Origin of the sequence: Lacisediminihabitans sp. (assembly GCF_036569425.1) — a bacterium.
In the GTDB taxonomy this organism is placed as follows: Bacteria; Actinomycetota; Actinomycetes; order Actinomycetales; family Microbacteriaceae; genus Lacisediminihabitans.
Genome location: NZ_DATCQQ010000026.1, coordinates 106,502 through 122,691, shown reverse-complemented (window position 1 = coordinate 122,691; position 16,190 = coordinate 106,502). Strand labels below are relative to the sequence as shown.

The window sequence follows — 16,190 nt, the reverse complement described above, 5'->3', positions numbered from 1 at the left end:
CATCCTCGGCGTCCCCGTCGTGCGCCCCGTCGTGGCCGAAACCACCGCCCTCGGCGCCGCCTACGCCGCCGGACTCGCCACCGGATTCTGGTCCGACCTCGACGAACTCCGCGCCAACTGGCAGGAAGACTCCCGCTGGACCCCCAACATGGAAACCAGCGAACGCGAACGCCAAATGCGCCTCTGGAAAAAAGCCGTCACCAAAACCTTCGACTGGGTCGACGACGACGTCAAATAACACCCAACAACCGACCGTGCCCCCGTCACTCACACGACGGGGGCACAGCCAGTTAAGCGGGCGGAATGTCGAGGACGCTAGGCGACAGCATTGGTCGCGGCCACCCACTCGTCGAGCTTGGCGATGGCGGCGCCGGAATCGATGGTTTCCTCGGCCACCGCGATCTTCGCCCGGAAGCGGTCGAGAATCGGCACCTGGAGTTGGGCGGGGTCCTTCGCGAGGTCGAAGGCAACGAGGCCCGCCGCCGCATTCAGCACCACGATGTTGCGCACCGGCCCGGTCTGGCCCGCCAGCACGGCACGGGCGATCGACGCGTTGAGGTCAGCGTCCCCGCCGAGAAGGTCGGCAATGTCCGCGCGGGGTATGCCCAGTTCGAGAGGATCCAGGTCGTGCTCGGTCACCGACCCGCGAGACACCTCCCAGATGTGGCTGTGCCCGGTAGTCGTGAGCTCGTCGAGACCGTCGTCGCCGCGGAAAACGAGAGCGGTCGCTCCCCTGGTGCGGAACACACCGACGATGAGCGGAACCTTGTCGAGGTGGGCCACACCGACGGCATTCGCCTCACACCGCGCCGGGTTGCAGAGCGGGCCAAGGAAGTTGAACACCGTGGGGATTCCGAGGTCCTTGCGGGTGGGGCCGGCGAATCGAAAGCCCGGGTGAAACAGCGCGGCGAACGCGAAGGTTATCCCCGTCTCGCCCAACACGCCGGCGACGCGGTGCGGGAGCAGGTCGAGGTTGACGCCGAGCGCTCCGAGCACGTCGGACGACCCCGACGCGGAACTTGCCGCCCTGTTTCCGTGCTTGATGACAGGAACTCCGGAGGCCGCAGCCACGACAGACGCCATCGTCGACACGTTCACGGTGCCGAACCGATCCCCGCCGGTCCCCACGATGTCGAGCGCCATCGGATCGACGGCGAGCGGAAGCGAATTCTCGAGGATCGCGTCCCGAAAGCCGACAATCTCGTCGACCGTCTCGCCCTTGGCGCGAAGCGCGACAAGGAATCCGGCGAGCTGCGCCGGAGTGGCGTCCCCCTGCATCACCTGCCGCATCGCCCAGGACGCCTCACTGATCGCGAGATCGTCCCCGTCGAGGAGCATGCTGATCAAACGGGGCCAGGTGAGCTCAGAAGACATAGTTGCGATCCTAGCTATTTGGCCCAACTGGCCGCGGCAATGAGAAAACTTGACTAAGAAATCGTCCATAATGGAGAAGTGACCAGCACCTCAATCTCTCGCTCAGTCGGGGCCACCGTCGTCAATCGTCCGAGCGTAGTTGCGGTTGGCACGATCGTCTGGCTCGGAAGCGAAGTCATGTTCTTCGCCGGCCTCTTCGCCGTCTACTTCACGCTTCGTTCGACGTCGCCCGAGCTGTGGGCGGCCGAGACCCCCAAGCTCAACGTGCCGTACGCGTTGACGAACACGATCATCCTGGTCGCGTCATCGTTCACCGCCCAGTTCGGCGTGTTCGCCGCCGAGCGGCTGCAGGCGAAGCGCACTGGCTGGAACCCCGTCAAGTGGGGCATGGTCGAGTGGTTCTTCGCCAGCTACGCCCTCGGCGCCATCTTCGTCACCGGCCAGGTCTTCGAATACGCGAACCTCGTGAGCGAGAACGTGAGCCTGGTGTCGAACTCCTACGGCTCGGCCTTCTACATCACCACCGGGTTCCACGCCCTGCACGTCACCGGCGGCCTCATCGCGATGCTGCTCATCATCGGTCGTGCGTACAGCGTGAAGAACTTCGGCCACAAGGAGGCGACATCGACCATCGTCGTCTCCTACTACTGGCACTTCGTCGACGTCGTCTGGATCGGGTTGTTCCTGGTCATCTACGTACTCAAATAGTCCGCGGCCACTTCTTACAGGAACCAGGGAACCACTTCAGCATGGCGAAGAACACACTCAGCACAGCACGACGGGGCCGGCGTCATCCACTGGCAACCATTGCCCTGATCGTGATCGGGCTGGTGTCCACCGGCGGTGCGTATGCCCTGTTCAGCAGCACGGCATCCGCGAACACCCCGGCGGCGACCACCACGGCCACCGTCGACCAGGGCAAGAAGCTCTTCGCGGCCAACTGCGCGACGTGCCACGGGGTGAACGCCGGCGGCGTCGCGGGCGTCGGCCCGAGCCTCTATGGCGTCGGCGCGGCCTCGGTCGACTTCCAGGTAAGCACCGGGCGCATGCCCCTCGCCAACCAGGGAGTGCAGGCGGAGGAGAAGCCCCCGCAGTTCACCAAGGAGCAGATCAGCGCACTCGCCACCTACGTGGCGTCCCTCTCCCCCGGACCCGGCATTCCAGACTCCAAGTACCTCAAGGGCACTGGCAACCTTGCGAACGGCGCGGAGCTGTTCCGCATCAACTGCGCCATGTGCCACAACGTTGCGGGCGCCGGTGGCGCGCTCACCCAGGGCAAGTTCGCGCCGGCCCTGAGCGGCGTTCTGCCCGTGCACGTCTACGAGGCGATGGTCTCCGGGCCGCAGAACATGCCCGTCTTCAACGATAAGAACCTCACGCCCGCCCAGAAGGCAGACGTGATCACCTACCTCAAGTACCTGGACCAGAACCCGTCCCCGGGTGGAATCGACCTGGGCAACCTGGGTCCGGTTTCCGAGGGCCTGTTCATCTGGATTTTCGGCCTCGGCGCCATCGTCGGCGTGACCATCTGGATCGCCGCGAAGGCCAACTAACACTTCTGCATCAGAAACAGCACCAACCGAAGGGAAGAGAATGGCACAGCAAGACGACGGCGGCTCGAACGCCGCTGCCGGCTCGGCCGTGGTGAAGAGCGAGGCGCCCGTGCCATCGCCCGGTACGGCCGTCGTTGCGTCAGACGCCTTCGAAAACCCCGGTCTGCCTCCGCACCGTCTACGGGTCACCGACCTGGATCCACGGAAGGATCGAATCGCGGAGCGCCGTGTCTACACGCTGTTCTACCTGTCGATCGTCGGAAGCATCTTCGCGGTGGCCGCGTACGTCGCGTTCCCGATCATCCCGGGCAACACGGCCTCGGTGCGTCTCAACACCCTCTTCCTGGGGCTCGGGATAGCGCTCGGCCTTCTCGGCATCGGCATCGGCGCCATCTACTGGTCGAAGAACCTCATGCGCGGCGACGAGATGAGCGAGTCACGTCATCCCACCCGCGGCAGCGAGGCGACCCGCGCCCGCGCCGTGGAGATGTTCAAGGAAGGCAACGAGGAGTCCGGTTTCGGTCGTCGAAGCCTCATCCGCAACAGCCTGATCGGCGCTCTCGTCGCGACACCCCTGCCGGCCATCGTGCTCTTCCGCGACCTCGCGCCGGCGGCCGACCCCGTGCCCCTGCTCAAAGAGACCATGTGGCGCGAGGGCACTCGACTCACGAGGGACCCATCCGGAGTGCCGATCAAGGCCTCCGATGTGACCCTTGGATCTGTCTTCCACGTGATCCCCGAGGGGCTCAACGACAAGGAAGATCGCCTGGAGGAGAAGGCGAAGGCTGCGGTTGTCCTCATGCGCCTCAGGCCGGAAGATCTCAAGGAGCTTCCGGAACGCAAGACCTGGTCGTACAACGGCATCGTCGCGTACTCCAAGATCTGCACGCACGCCGGATGTCCGGTGGCCCTCTACGAGCAGCAGACGCATCATCTGCTCTGCCCGTGCCACTCCTCGACGTTCGACGTCACCAATCACTGTGAGGTGATTTTCGGCCCGGCCAAGCGACCGCTGCCGCAATTGCCGATCGCCGTGGACAGCGAGGGTTACCTCGTCGCCCAGAGTGATTTCCACGAGCCAGTCGGCCCAAGTTTCTGGGAGCGTTCATGACCGTTTCTGCCCCTCCTGCCCCCGCCGCCCCGGCCGCGGTCGCCCCGAGCCGCGGAGCGCGGTTCACCGGAGCCGCCGCCAACTACATCGACGAGCGCACCAGCATCTCCGGTCTCGTCAAGGAGCTCGGCCGCAAGATCTTCCCCGACCACTGGTCCTTCATGCTCGGCGAGGTCGCCCTCTACAGCTTCGTCGTGATCCTGCTGTCCGGCACGTTCCTGACGTTCTTCTTCCAGCCATCGATGACCGAAGTGGTGTACCACGGCTCGTATGTGCCCCTCAAGGGCCTGCAGATGTCCGCGGCATACTCGTCGACGCTCAACATCTCGTTCGACATCCGCGGCGGGCTGCTGTTCCGGCAGATCCATCACTGGGCGGCCCTGCTGTTCGTCGCCGCCATCGGCCTGCACATGCTCCGGGTCTACTTCACCGGTGCGTTCCGCAAGCCGCGCGAGATCAACTGGGTGATCGGCTTCGTGCTCTTCATCCTCGCCATGGCGGAGGGATTCACCGGCTACTCGCTTCCCGACGACCTGCTCTCCGGAAACGGTCTGCGCATCATCGACGGACTCGTCAAGGGCATCCCGGTGATCGGCACGTGGATCTCCTACCTGCTCTTCGGCGGTGAGTTCCCGGGCACCGCGGTCGTCGCGATGTTCTACTCGATCCACATTCTGTTGCTGCCGGCCATCCTGGTGGCGGCGCTCGGCGCGCACCTGCTGCTCATGGTGATCAACAAGCACACCCAGTTCGCGGGCCCCGGACGCACCAACGACAACGTCGTGGGCGTGCCCATCCTGCCGATCTTCGCGGCCAAGGCCGGCGGCTTCTTCTTCGTCGTGTTCGGCGTGATCGTGCTCATCGCCTCCCTCTTCACGATCAACCCGATCTGGGCCTACGGACCGTACGACCCGTCACCGATCTCGGCCGGCACCCAGCCGGACTGGTACATCGGCTTCGCGGACGGCGCGCTTCGACTCGTGCCACCCGGGTGGGAGTTCGTGTGGCTCGACCACACCTGGTCGTTCAACATGATCTCGGTGCTGCTCCTCCTGCCGATCTTCCTGGCTGTTGTGGCCTTCTACCCCTTCATCGAGGCGTGGATCACCGGGGACAAGCGCGAGCACCACATCGCCCAGCGCCCGCGCAACGCGCCCGCCCGCACGGCGGTCGGCGCCGCCGGAGTCTCGTTCTACGCGGTGCTGTGGGCGGCGGCAAGCTCCGACCTCATCGCCACGCACTTCCACGTGTCGATCGAGGGCGTTATCCACGTGCTCCAGGCACTGTTCTTCCTCGGGCCGATAATCGCGTACATCGTGACGAAGCGGGTCTGCATCGGGCTACAGAAGAAGGACCGCGAGATCGCGCTCCACGGCTTCGAGTCCGGCCGTATCGTGCGCCTCCCCGGCGGAGAGTACGTGGAGGTGCACGAGCAGCTCAGCGACTACGAGCGCTGGCGCCTCGTGAGCTTTGACGAGTACGAGCCGATCATGATCCGCCCGAACGCGCAGGGCCGCATCACCATGGCGCAGCGCACCCGCGCGGCCCTGTCCCGGTGGTTCTTCGAGGACCGGATCGTGCCGGTCACCAAGTCGGAGATCGAGCAGCAGCACCACTAGCCAGACCAGGATCCGATCGCCTCGGATCACCCTCGGAAGCCCCGGCCAGAACGATCGGCCGGGGCTTCCGTCGTCCGGCGGCGGTGCCACTGTCGACGCCACCGCCTGGTCAGCAGACTACGGAAGCCCGAGCTCGTCGGGCGGGCAGCGCCAAAGGCTCCTGGTCGCGAGGGCGCTCGCCGACGACGTGACCGTGCTCGAGAACGGTCGCGTGGTCGAACACGGCGACGCCGACCGGATGATCAACCACACGCAGCACGAAGACACCCGCGAACTGCTCGCCGCGGTTCCGAACCCCTTCGGAAGCCTCGGAGCCGGGTCTAGTCGTTGACGAAACGCTTCTTGAGGAAGTCGGAGGTGGAGCGGTAGTCGAGCCGCTCGTAGAAGCGCGCGGCGTGGCTGCTCGCCACCGTGAGCTGGCGCACCCCTCGGGACCGGCACTCGTCCTCGATCGCGGCGACCAGCAGGCTCCCGAGACCGCGGTCCCGTGCCGGGGTGTTCACCGCCAGTTCCTGCAGCTGGGCGGAGTCGCCGTTCGTGTAGAGCAGACGCTCGATGGTCGTGTAGGCGTAGGCAGAAACGACGCCGTCAAGTTCGGCGACGAGCAGGATGTGATCTCGACTCGGCTCCACGGCGTGGGCGAAGGCCTCGACGAACGAGTCCCGGTTCGGCTTATCGCCGATGCCGAGCTGCTCGACGAGAGCGAAAACCGCGTCGAGGTCGTTCGGCGTGGCCAGGCGCACTGCGCTCGAACTAGCGGGCGAAGTTGCCGCGGTAGTACTCATACACCCACCCCACGAGGCTGATCGCCGTGACCGCGACGCCGATGAACGCCAGCCAGAGGCCGATGGCGATACCCATGAAGAGCAACGCCCCGCCGGCGGCGAGCATGATCGGCCACCAGCTCCACGGGCTGAAGAAGCCCTGCTCGGCATCCCCGTCGTCGATGTTCGCGTCGAGCCGGTCCTCGGGAAGTTCGCCGCCGACCGAGCGGTGGGAGCGACCGAGGTAGAACGCGATGAACGCGGACATGACGGCCGAGAGGCCGATGGTGAGAGTTCCCGCCCACTCCACCGGCGAGCCCGGATCGGTGCCAGGAGCCTGCACACCGGCGAGCTGGGTCAGGTACCCGGCGTTGTGCACGGCGATGCTCCACACAACGTAGATGATGTCGGAGAGAACGAAGAATCCGCACAGGATCCAGAACAGCTTGGCGTTGGTGTTCACGCTACTTGACCTCTCCGTCGGCCAGGTCGTACGTGGCCGCATCCGGTGCATCCTTCAACGGTCCGACGCCCACCGGCATCCCAACCTCGGGGTGGTTCAAATCGAAGGCCGGCGACTCGGAACGAATGCGCGGAATCGAGGTGAAGTTGTGACGGGGCGGCGGGCACGACGTCGCCCACTCGAGCGAGCGACCATAGCCCCACGGGTCGTTCACCATGACCTTGGGCGCCTTGCGCGTCGTGATGTACACGTTGAAGATGAACGGCAGCATCGAGACGGCGAGGATCATCGCGCCGATCGTCGACAACTGGTTCATCCAGGTGAACCCGTCCTCGGGCTGGTAGGTGGCATACCGACGCGGCATGCCGAGCACGCCGAGCCAGTGCTGCACGAGGAAGGTGGTGTGGAACCCGATGAACAGCAGCCAGAAGTGAATCTTTCCGAGGCGCTCGTTGAGCATCTTGCCGGTGAACTTGGGCCACCAGAAGTAGAACCCGCTGAACATCGCGAAGACGACGGTGCCGAAGACCACGTAGTGGAAGTGGGCCACGACGAAATACGTGTCCGAGACGTGGAAGTCGAGCGGCGGGCTGGCCAGGATCACGCCGGTGAGGCCACCGAAGGTGAAAGTGATGAGGAAGCCGATCGCCCAGAGCATCGGTGTCTCGAACGTGACCGAGCCTCGCCACATCGTTCCTACCCAGTTGAAGATCTTCACCCCGGTCGGCACGGCGATGAGCATCGTCATGAGCGAGAAGAACGGCAGCAGCACCGATCCGGTCACGTACATGTGGTGGGCCCAGACGGTGACGGACAGGGCCGCGATCGAGATGGTGGCGTAGATGAGGGTCTTGTAGCCGAAGATCGGCTTGCGGCTGAAGACCGGCAACACCTCGGAGACGATGCCGAAGAACGGCAGCGCGATGATGTAGACCTCCGGATGCCCGAAGAACCAGAACAGATGCTGCCAGAGGATCGCCCCGCCGGTCTGCACGTTGTAGAGGTGCGACCCGAACACCCGGTCTGAGCCGAGGGCGAAGAGCGCCACGGCCAGCACAGGGAACGCCATGAGGATGAGGATGGCGGTCACGAGCGCGTTCCAGGTGAAGATCGGCATGCGGAACATCGTCATGCCGGGGGCGCGCATCGTGATGATGGTCGTGATGAAGTTGACGGCTCCGAGGATCGTTCCGAATCCGCTCAGAGCGAGGCCGAACACCCACAGGTTTCCGCCGATCGAGGGCGAGAACGTTGTCGTGGACAGTGGCACGTACGCGAACCAGCCGAAGGCTGCCGCGCCCTGCGGGGTGAGGAACCCGGCGACGGCAACGAGCGAGCCGAAGCTGTACAGCCAGTAGGCGAACGCGTTGAGCCGCGGGAAGGCGACGTCGGGGGCACCGATCTGCAGCGGCATCAGCACGTTGACGAATCCGGCGAACAGCGGCGTCGCGAACATGAGCAACATGATCGTGCCGTGCATCGTGAAGAGCTGGTTGTACTGCTCCTTCGAATTCAGGATCTGCAGGCCGGGCTCGAAGAGTTGTGCACGGATGACGAGCGCCATCACGCCGCCGAGGAGGAAGTAGATGAACGACGAGATCAGGTACATGTACCCGATGGTCTTGTGGTCGGTCGACGTGATCCAGTTGACCAGGACGTTGCCCTTACGGCCCACCGACGGCGCGAAGCTCTGGGAGGATCCGGTGCTGCCGGTGGTCGGGCGGGCTACTGTGTCTGTGCTCATTGGTGATCGCCCCTACTTGTCCGCTTGCGGCGCTTTGTTGCCGGGTTGGTTCGTATTGGTGTTGTACTCCGGGCCGAGGATGCCGGTCTGGCCCTTGTCGACGAGGCTCTGGATGTACGCGTCGTACTCGTCGGAGGTGACAACCTTCACCTGGAAGAGCATGAGCGAGTGGTAGTCGCCGCAGAGTTCGGCGCACTTTCCCTCGTACGTGCCCAGCTTCTGAGGCGTGAAGAACACGTAGTTGTCCTTGCCCGGGATGTTGTCCTTCTTGTAGAGGAACTCCGGCACCCAGAAGGAGTGGTCGACATCGCGGCTCGCGAGCTTGATCTGCACGCTCTTGTTCACCGGCAGGTAGAGAACCGGCAGCTTGGCGCGGTCGATCGTGCCGTCCGATTTCTCGTTCTCCTGGGCCTGAACCCCCGGGGAGTAGACACCCTTGTTGCCCGGGCCGACATCCGTGTAGTTGAAGTCCCAGGCCCAGCGCTTGGCGTAGACCTCGATCTTCACGTCGGAATTGGCCACGGGATGCTCGATCGAGTTCTGCTCCTTCGCCGTGAAGGCGAAGAACCCGAGCACGAGGATGAGGGGCACGATCGTGTAGAAGATCTCGATCGGAAGGTTGTAGCGCAGCTGCACCGGCAGGCCGGTCTGGCCCTTGCGGCGGCGGTAGACGACGGCGGCCCAGATAATGAGGCCCCAGGTGACGATTCCGACCAGGAGCAGCACGATCCACGACGTGACCCAGAGGCCGGTGATGCCGTCAGTGTGGTTGGTGACGCCGTACGGCCCGGGAAGGAAGCCCCGAAGCTGCTGCTGACTGCATCCCGCGAGAATGACGATTAACGTCACGGCGACGGGAACTGCTGCCCATCGTAGACGGCGGTTAGAGCGCACCTGGAGACCTCTCGGATGACACGGACTGATACGAACAACAGTCTATTTGGTGCTTTCCACCCTACTCCGACGGACGCGCTCTCTCGGACCGGAAAAACCGTCGAAATCGCGAAAAAGAGGAACCGCCAGACGGCGATTCCCCTTCTCGAAACGGTGGGCGACTAGTGGAACGAGTCCCCGCACGCGCAGCTTCCCGAGGCGTTCGGGTTGTCGATCGTGAAGCCCTGCTTCTGGATCGTGTCCTCGAAGTCGATGGTCGCACCGTCGAGGTACGGCACGCTCATCTTGTCGACGACGACCTCGACACCGTCGAAGTCGACGGTCGCGTCGCCGTCGAGAAGGCGCTCATCGAAGTAGAGCTGGTAGATGAGTCCTGAGCAACCGCCGGGCTGCACGGCAACGCGCAGGCGCAGGTCGTCACGACCCTCCTGCTCGTACAGGCTGCGAACCTTGGCGGCGGCGGGCTCAGTGAGTCCGACGCCGTGCTCTGGCGCGGTCTTCGTCTGGGTCAGTGTCGTGTCGGTCATGAACACTCCTTATGGGTGCCGAGGGGTCTGCCTTAAGTGTAAGCACCATTGCGCCGGTATTGTTCCCCGGCGGCGGCATTTCGGTGCGACGGACGTCACGACCGTTCGTTGAGCCGCGCGAGCAGCAGCGCCTCGGAAAGAATCGCGCGCTGGAAGACGCCGAGGTGCAGCGACTCGTTCGGGCTGTGCGCCCGCGTCCCGGGGTCTTCCACCCCGGTCACGAGGATCTGCGCGGCCGGGAACACCGACACGAGGTCGGCGATGAACGGGATGGATCCGCCGACTCCCATCTCCACGACATCCGCGCCCCAGGCCTCCGTCATCGCGGTTTTCACCTCGGAGACGGCCCAGCCGCTCGTGTCGACGAGGAATCCGTTGCCCTGGTCCACGTCGTCGATCTCGATCCGGGCGCCGAACGGCGCGTGCGCCAGGAGGTGCTTCTCGAGCGCGGCGAACGCCTCCCCCGACTGCTGCCCGGGCGCGATGCGTGCGCTGATCCGCACGGACACGACCGGTGCGAGCGTGTTGGAGGCATTGGCAACGGTTGGGGCGTCGATGCCCGTGACAGTGATCGCCGGCTTCGACCAGATGCGGCCGAGAATCGGACCGGAGCCGATCGAGGTCACCCCCTCGACCAGGCCCGCCTCGTGCCGCAGCTTCTCTTCCGAGTAGTCGGGGGTGTCCGCCTCGCGGGACGTGAGCCCCTCGACGGCGACAGAGCCGTCCTCGTTGTGCAGCGTGGCGAGCAGGCGGATCGTGGCGAGCATCGCATCCGGTACCGCTCCCCCGTACATCCCGGAGTGCGAGGCGTGCTCGAGGGTGCGAACCGTGAGGCGGAAGGTCACATTTCCGCGGAGGCCGACGGTGAGGGCGGGAGTGTGGATGTCCCAGTTGTCCGAGTCGGCGACGACTATCACGTCGGCGGCGAGCTCGCGCCGGTGCTGGGCGAGGAAGTTGGTGAAGGAGCGCGAACCGAACTCCTCCTCCCCCTCGATGAAGACCGCGAGGCCCAGATCGAAGTCGCTGCCGACCGTCTCGACGAGGGCGCGGATCGCCGCGATGTGGGAGAGCACGCCGGCCTTGTCGTCGGCGGCGCCCCGGCCATACAGCCGGTCGCCGCGGACGGTGGGCTCGAACGGCGATGACTCCCAGTCCTCGTCGTGGCCGGGGGGCTGCACGTCGTGGTGCGCGTAGAGCAGGATGGTGGGCCGGCCGTTGCGGGCGGCGCGGGTCGCGAGCACGGCGGGCTGGCCGAGGGTCTGCGTGTCGGCGATGGTCGCACGGGACACCTCGACAGTGTCGAACACCCCGAGGCCGCGCACGAGCCCGGCCACGGCATCCGCGCTCTCGCTCACGTGCGTCGGGTCGAACGCGGCCCAGGACACGGAGGGGATGCGCACGAGTCGGGAGAGGTCGGCGATCGTCGTGGGCATCCCGGCCTGCACTGCGTCGCGCAGGGCGCCAAGGAGTTCCGGCCGTGTGGTCTCAGGTGAAGTCATGGAGGTAATCTTAAGCAGACAACTATCGCAAGGACCCCACATGGCCAAGCCAAGCACGAGCAAGCCTGACGACGCCGTCGGCTATGAGCTCAACACGGACAGCACGACGGCCGGCAAGGGCCACGCCACCCCGACTCGCAAGGAGCGGGAGGCCGCGAACCTTCGTCCGCTCGTGTCGAGCGATCGCAAGGCGGGCAACGCGGCCGCGCGGGCCAGGGCGGCCGAGGCCAGGGAGAAGGCCCGCATCGGCATGGCCAACGGGGACGAGAAGTACCTCCCCGTGCGGGACAAGGGGGTGCAGCGTCGTTTCATCCGGGACTACGTGGACGCCCGGTGGAGCGTCGGCGAGCTGATCATCCCGGTGATGTTCCTCGTGATCATCCTCACCTTCATCAAGAACTACCTGTTGCAGAACATCGCGATCTTCAGCCTGTGGGGCTTCTTCCTCGTCGCCGTCATCGACTGCGTCGTGGTGGGCATCATCGTTCAGCGCAAGCTCGCGGCCAAGGTGGGTGCCGACCGCGTGCAGAAGGGCAACCGCTGGTACACCGCGATGCGCGCCCTGCAGCTGCGTCCGATGCGTCTCCCGAAGCCTCAGGTGAAGCGCGGCCAGTTCCCCGCCTAGCCGTCAGCGGCGCAGTGCCAACAGCCCGCGGTTGATGCTCCGGGCCCAGAGCGGGCCCCGGTAGAGGAACGCCGTGTAGCCCTGCACGAGCGTCGCCCCCTCGGCGAGGCGCTCGGCGACGTCTGCCGCGGTGTCCACTCCCCCAACGGAGATGACGCACATATCGGCGGGGACGACGGCGCGGATGAGCCTCAGCACCTCGAGGGACCGTGCGGCGAGCGGCGCGCCGGACAGCCCGCCGGCCCCGGCGGCCTCGACGATCGACGCGTCGGTGCGCAGGCCATCCCGGGAGAGCGTCGTGTTCGTGGCGATGATGCCGGCGAGCCCGAGTTCCACCGCGAGCCCGGCGATGCGGCGAACCGCGTCGTCGGCGAGGTCCGGCGAGATCTTCACGAGGACGGGGGTCTCATTCGCGGCATCCCGCACCGCGGTGAGCAGCGGCGCGAGCTTGTCGAGCTCCTGCAGGCCGCGCAGGCCCGGCGTGTTGGGCGAGCTGACGTTCACCGCGAGGTAGTCGGCGACGGGCGCGAGCAGCCGGGCGCTCACGAGGTAGTCGTGGATCGCGTCGTCCACGTCCACGACCCGGCTCTTGCCGATGTTGGCGCCGATCACCGGGCGCTCCAGCCTCGCCGACTCGAGGGCGAGGCGGGGCGCGGCATCCGCCGCCCCGTCGTTGTTGAAGCCCATTCGGTTGATGACGGAATGGTCGGGAACGAGGCGGAACAGCCGGGGCCGTTCGTTGCCGGGTTGAGCGATCGCGGTGACGGTACCGACCTCGACGTGCCCGAAACCGAGTTGGCCGAGTCCCTGGATGGCGCGGCCGTCCTTGTCGAACCCGGCGGCCACACCGAACGGGGACGGGAATCTCAGGCCGAGGGTCGTCACCGCGAGGGACGGGTCGGGGCGGGAGAACGCCTCGACCAGCCGCCCGATGCCGAGCCGGGGCAGCCAGCGAATCACCGTGAAGGCGAGGTGGTGGGCGTTCTCCGGGTCTAGCCGCGAGAGGACGAGCGAAAAGAGGATGCGATACATGCCGTAGTCAGGCTATCGGCAGCGGCGCCGCTCAGGCGTCGGCGGCGTCGTGAGCGGCATTGTGGTGTTCGACCCTGAGCAGGGTGATCGCCGACTCGAAGTCCTCGAGCGAATCGAAGCCCTGGTAGACGCTCGCGAAGCGGAGGTAGGCCACCTCGTCGAGCTCGCGAAGGGGCGACAGGATCGCGAGGCCGATGTCGTTCGCCTCGATTTGGGAGGCGCCCGTTGCGCGAATCGACTCCTCCACCTTCTGGGCGAGCACCGCAAGATCGGTGTCGGTCACCGGACGCCCCTGGCAGGCCTTCCGCACGCCGGAGACGATCTTGTCCCGGCTGAATGGCTGCACCACGCCGCTTCGCTTGACGACGTTGAGGCTCGCGGTCTCGGTCGTGCTGAACCGGCGACCGCACTCCGGGCACTGCCGGCGACGACGGATGGACATGCCGTCGTCGCTCGTGCGCGAGTCGATGACGCGGGAATCGGGGTGCCTGCAGAAGGGGCAAAACATGGTTCTCAGGATACCGGCTGCCCGGTGCGTTCGTGCGAGGGCGGATCAGCGCTCGGAGAACCGCGCGGTGACCGCAGCGGCGTGGGCCGGCAGGTCTTCGGCGGTGGCGAGGGCCACGATGTCGGCCTCGACCGCTCGCAGCGCCTCCCGGTCGTAGCGGATCACCTGTTGAGGCCTGAGGAACGTGTACGCCCCGAGGCCCGGGGTGAACCGTGCCTGGCCGCCGGTGGGCAGCACGTGGTTGGAGCCGGCGAGGTAGTCGCCGAGGCTCACCGGGGAGTTGTCGCCGAGGAAGATCGCCCCGGCGCTTTCGATGAGGTCGAGCACCGCGCCGGGCTCCGCTGTCTGGATCTCGAGGTGTTCCGGGCCATAGACGTTGCTGAAGGCGGCGGCGGCCGGCAGGTCGTCGACGAGAACCACCGCGGACTGCTGCCCGCGGAGGGCGGTATCGACCCGGGCACGATGCGGGGTGAGCGGTGCGATCCGCTCCAGTTCCGCGCGCACGCGCTCCGCAAGTTCCGGCGAATCGGTCACGAGCACCGCCGCGGCGAGCTCATCGTGCTCGGCCTGGCTGAGCAGGTCGCTCGCCACGAGGAAGGCGTCGGCCGTTGCATCCGCGATCACCAGGATCTCGGTGGGGCCGGCCTCGGAGTCGATGCCGACCTGGCCGCGGACAAGGCGCTTGGCGGCCGCAACATAGACGTTTCCTGGCCCGGTGATCACCTGCACCGGGTCGAGTCCAAGCTCCGCCACACCCCACGCGAAGGCGCCGATCGCCCCGGCGCCGCCCATCGCATAGACCTCGTCGATGCCGAGCAGCCCGGCGGCTCCCAGGATCGTGGGGTGCACCGAGCCGCCGAACTCCTTCTGCGGTGGCGAGGCGAGGGCGATCGACGAGACGCCGGCGATCTGCGCCGGCACCACGTTCATGACGACGCTCGACGGGTAGACGGCCTTTCCGCCGGGTACATACAGCCCCACCCGCTGCACGGGGCTCCAACGCTGGATGACCTCGGCCCCCGGCCCGAACCGCGTGACCGTCGGGGTGGGAAGTTGGGCGCGCGACGCCGAGCGCACGCGATCGATGGCCTCCTCGAGCGCGTCGCGCACGTCGGGCCGCAGCCCGCGCACTGCGGCGGACACCGTGGCGACGTCCAGGCGGACTCGGTCCGGGCGCACACCGTCGAGTCGGGTGGCCTGGTCGATGAGGGCCGCGGCGCCTCGGCGCCGAACGTCGTCGATGAGCTCGCTCGCAACGGCGGTGGCGGCCGACACATCCGTGAGGGATCTCGGGATCAGATCCAGGAGTTCGGCACGGCTAGGCTTGAGACCCCGCAGGTCAATCGTCTGGATCATGGCTTGACCATCCTATTCGATGGCCGCGCCCGGTAACCGACCGGGAATAACGGTCGCGCCCCACGGATTGGCACTGAGGATGAATGACATGGCCCCAGCGCCCCACGTCGAAGAGCCGGACGGGCTCGCCGCGTTCAAACACGCTTTCCGGCGGCACGCGGCAGGCGTGGTCGTCATCACCGCGCTCACCCCGGAGGGCAAGCCGGTGGGTTTCACCGCGACCTCCCTCGCGTCTCTCGCCGCCGTGCCTCCGCTCGCCACCTTCAACATGGCCCGCACCGCCAGCGCGTGGCCGGCGATCGCCGGCACGGAGTACGTCGCGATCCAGACGATGGGCGTGCGCACCCGCCCCCTGGCCGAACGGATGTCGGGCGACCACGCGCTGCGTTTCGACGGCGACCACTGGTTCGAGGGGCCGCACGGCATCCCGATCCTCAAGGGCGTCACCTCGTGGATGATCGGGCGCATCGTGGAGCGCCTCAACGTCGCGGGCAACGCGGTGATCGTCGTGCAGATCGAAGAGGGTGCGCTCGGCGAGCCGGATGACGCCCTCCTCTACCACGAGCGTCGCTACCTCAAGCCGGGCGACGAGGTCTAGCTAGCCTCCGGACTCCGGCCTCTGCAACTGGCGCCGGGCGATCACTCGCGGGGCGATCCAGAACAGCGCGATGGTTCCGATCACGGCGCGCACGACCGCGAACACAAGCACCCACCAGCCGACCGGCATCCCGGAGAGCAGAAGGCCGACCCCGACGAGGACGAGGGCCGCGTCTGCGGCGTACGGCACCCTGAGCCAGAACAGCAGTCGCTTCGTCGGGTCCATGGCTCCATCATCCTCCGCCCGGCTGGGCACTGGACGTGCGCGCCGAACAGGCCTAGGGTGCAGGCCAGCGAGGTGTTCGCTGCGATGATGCGCGGAGGGTCACAATGAGCGACAACAACGGAGGGTCTACCGACGGGACTCCCGTGGGCGACATGACGGGCGAGGGCCAGACCGAGGTCGGTCCGTACCCTTCGCTCACCAACATCGAGAACCTGGAGCAGGCCGACCTTGAGGCGGCCGCGGAGAAACTGGAGCGGCAGCCCGAGGACGGCTCCTGACCCCTTCGTGGGGAAACCGG

Annotated in this window: 19 protein-coding genes and 1 pseudogene; 9 read left to right on the top strand and 11 right to left on the bottom strand. The window is 66.4% G+C overall.

Annotated features, from left to right (window positions below):
- Nucleotides 1-238, top strand: a pseudogene (locus tag VIM54_RS05260) (glycerol kinase); the annotation flags it as partial.
- A gap of 77 nt (nucleotides 239-315) precedes the next feature.
- On the opposite strand, the gene trpD reads toward VIM54_RS05260, so the two are convergent.
- Nucleotides 316-1,374, bottom strand: coding sequence for an anthranilate phosphoribosyltransferase (trpD, locus tag VIM54_RS05255; protein WP_331899718.1), 1,059 nt, complete (start codon nucleotides 1,372-1,374; stop codon nucleotides 316-318).
- Nucleotides 1,375-1,452: 78 nt separating this feature from the next.
- On the opposite strand from trpD, the gene VIM54_RS05250 reads away from it, so the two are divergent.
- From VIM54_RS05250 to VIM54_RS05230, 5 genes are all read left to right on the top strand, one after another.
- The gene (locus tag VIM54_RS05250; protein WP_331899717.1) at nucleotides 1,453-2,082 is read left to right on the top strand and encodes a heme-copper oxidase subunit III; all 630 of its coding nucleotides are present in this window, start codon (nucleotides 1,453-1,455) and stop codon (nucleotides 2,080-2,082) included.
- Between the two features lie 41 nt (nucleotides 2,083-2,123).
- The gene (locus VIM54_RS05245) at nucleotides 2,124-2,927 is read left to right on the top strand and encodes a c-type cytochrome (RefSeq protein ID WP_331899716.1); all 804 of its coding nucleotides are present in this window, start codon (nucleotides 2,124-2,126) and stop codon (nucleotides 2,925-2,927) included.
- A 40-nt stretch (nucleotides 2,928-2,967) separates the two neighbouring features.
- Entirely contained in the window at nucleotides 2,968-4,038 is a 1,071-nt protein-coding gene (locus VIM54_RS05240) for a ubiquinol-cytochrome c reductase iron-sulfur subunit (RefSeq protein ID WP_331899715.1), read from the top strand.
- Entirely contained in the window at nucleotides 4,035-5,657 is a 1,623-nt protein-coding gene (locus VIM54_RS05235; RefSeq protein ID WP_331899714.1) for a cytochrome bc complex cytochrome b subunit, read from the top strand. The genes VIM54_RS05240 and VIM54_RS05235 overlap by 4 nt, the downstream gene beginning before the upstream one ends.
- 187 nt (nucleotides 5,658-5,844) lie before the next feature.
- Nucleotides 5,845-5,988 carry a hypothetical protein gene (locus VIM54_RS05230; protein WP_331899713.1) on the top strand — a complete coding sequence of 48 codons (144 nt, stop codon included), beginning with the start codon at nucleotides 5,845-5,847 and terminating at the stop codon, nucleotides 5,986-5,988.
- Here VIM54_RS05230 and VIM54_RS05225 read toward each other — a convergent pair.
- The 6 genes from VIM54_RS05225 to VIM54_RS05200 form a co-directional block, all read right to left on the bottom strand.
- Nucleotides 5,978-6,400, bottom strand: coding sequence for a GNAT family N-acetyltransferase (locus VIM54_RS05225; protein WP_331899712.1), 423 nt, complete (start codon nucleotides 6,398-6,400; stop codon nucleotides 5,978-5,980). The two genes, VIM54_RS05230 and VIM54_RS05225, sit on opposite strands and share 11 nt — an antisense overlap.
- Nucleotides 6,401-6,410: 10 nt before the next feature.
- Nucleotides 6,411-6,884, bottom strand: a complete 474-nt coding sequence (locus tag VIM54_RS05220) for a cytochrome c oxidase subunit 4 (protein WP_331899711.1) — start codon at nucleotides 6,882-6,884, stop codon at nucleotides 6,411-6,413.
- Between the two features lies 1 nt (nucleotide 6,885).
- A complete protein-coding gene (gene ctaD / locus VIM54_RS05215; protein ID WP_331899710.1) occupies nucleotides 6,886-8,628 on the bottom strand; it encodes a cytochrome c oxidase subunit I in 1,743 nt (580 codons plus the stop codon).
- A 12-nt stretch (nucleotides 8,629-8,640) separates the two neighbouring features.
- Nucleotides 8,641-9,522, bottom strand: coding sequence for a cytochrome c oxidase subunit II (coxB, locus tag VIM54_RS05210; RefSeq protein ID WP_331899709.1), 882 nt, complete (start codon nucleotides 9,520-9,522; stop codon nucleotides 8,641-8,643).
- 161 nt (nucleotides 9,523-9,683) lie between these two features.
- Nucleotides 9,684-10,049 carry an iron-sulfur cluster insertion protein ErpA gene (gene erpA / locus VIM54_RS05205; protein ID WP_331899708.1) on the bottom strand — a complete coding sequence of 122 codons (366 nt, stop codon included), beginning with the start codon at nucleotides 10,047-10,049 and terminating at the stop codon, nucleotides 9,684-9,686.
- A gap of 95 nt (nucleotides 10,050-10,144) precedes the next feature.
- Complete coding sequence (locus VIM54_RS05200) at nucleotides 10,145-11,548, bottom strand: dipeptidase (protein ID WP_331899707.1); 1,404 nt, start codon at nucleotides 11,546-11,548, stop codon at nucleotides 10,145-10,147.
- Between the two features lie 40 nt (nucleotides 11,549-11,588).
- Here VIM54_RS05200 and VIM54_RS05195 point away from each other — a divergent pair, with 40 nt between their 5' ends.
- Entirely contained in the window at nucleotides 11,589-12,173 is a 585-nt protein-coding gene (locus tag VIM54_RS05195) for a DUF3043 domain-containing protein (RefSeq protein WP_331899706.1), read from the top strand.
- A gap of 3 nt (nucleotides 12,174-12,176) precedes the next feature.
- Here VIM54_RS05195 and VIM54_RS05190 read toward each other — a convergent pair whose 3' ends face one another.
- From VIM54_RS05190 to hisD, 3 genes are read right to left on the bottom strand one after another with little or no spacing between them, the layout of a single operon-like run.
- Nucleotides 12,177-13,205: a quinone-dependent dihydroorotate dehydrogenase gene (locus VIM54_RS05190; protein WP_331899705.1), complete on the bottom strand. Its 1,029-nt coding sequence runs from the start codon at nucleotides 13,203-13,205 to the stop codon at nucleotides 12,177-12,179.
- Nucleotides 13,206-13,236: 31 nt separating this feature from the next.
- Complete coding sequence (gene nrdR, locus VIM54_RS05185; protein ID WP_331899704.1) at nucleotides 13,237-13,713, bottom strand: transcriptional regulator NrdR; 477 nt, start codon at nucleotides 13,711-13,713, stop codon at nucleotides 13,237-13,239.
- 45 nt (nucleotides 13,714-13,758) lie between these two features.
- Nucleotides 13,759-15,069: a histidinol dehydrogenase gene (hisD, locus tag VIM54_RS05180; protein WP_331899703.1), complete on the bottom strand. Its 1,311-nt coding sequence runs from the start codon at nucleotides 15,067-15,069 to the stop codon at nucleotides 13,759-13,761.
- A gap of 88 nt (nucleotides 15,070-15,157) precedes the next feature.
- Between hisD and VIM54_RS05175 the strand changes: the two genes are divergently transcribed.
- Complete coding sequence (locus VIM54_RS05175) at nucleotides 15,158-15,667, top strand: flavin reductase family protein (protein ID WP_331899702.1); 510 nt, start codon at nucleotides 15,158-15,160, stop codon at nucleotides 15,665-15,667.
- Here VIM54_RS05175 and VIM54_RS05170 read toward each other — a convergent pair whose 3' ends face one another.
- A complete protein-coding gene (locus VIM54_RS05170) occupies nucleotides 15,668-15,892 on the bottom strand; it encodes a hypothetical protein (RefSeq protein ID WP_331899701.1) in 225 nt (74 codons plus the stop codon).
- A gap of 104 nt (nucleotides 15,893-15,996) precedes the next feature.
- On the opposite strand from VIM54_RS05170, the gene VIM54_RS05165 reads away from it, so the two are divergent.
- Nucleotides 15,997-16,170 (top strand): hypothetical protein, encoded by a 174-nt coding sequence (locus VIM54_RS05165; protein ID WP_331899700.1) that lies wholly within the window; start codon nucleotides 15,997-15,999, stop codon nucleotides 16,168-16,170.
- The last annotated feature ends 20 nt before the right edge of the window (nucleotides 16,171-16,190 follow it).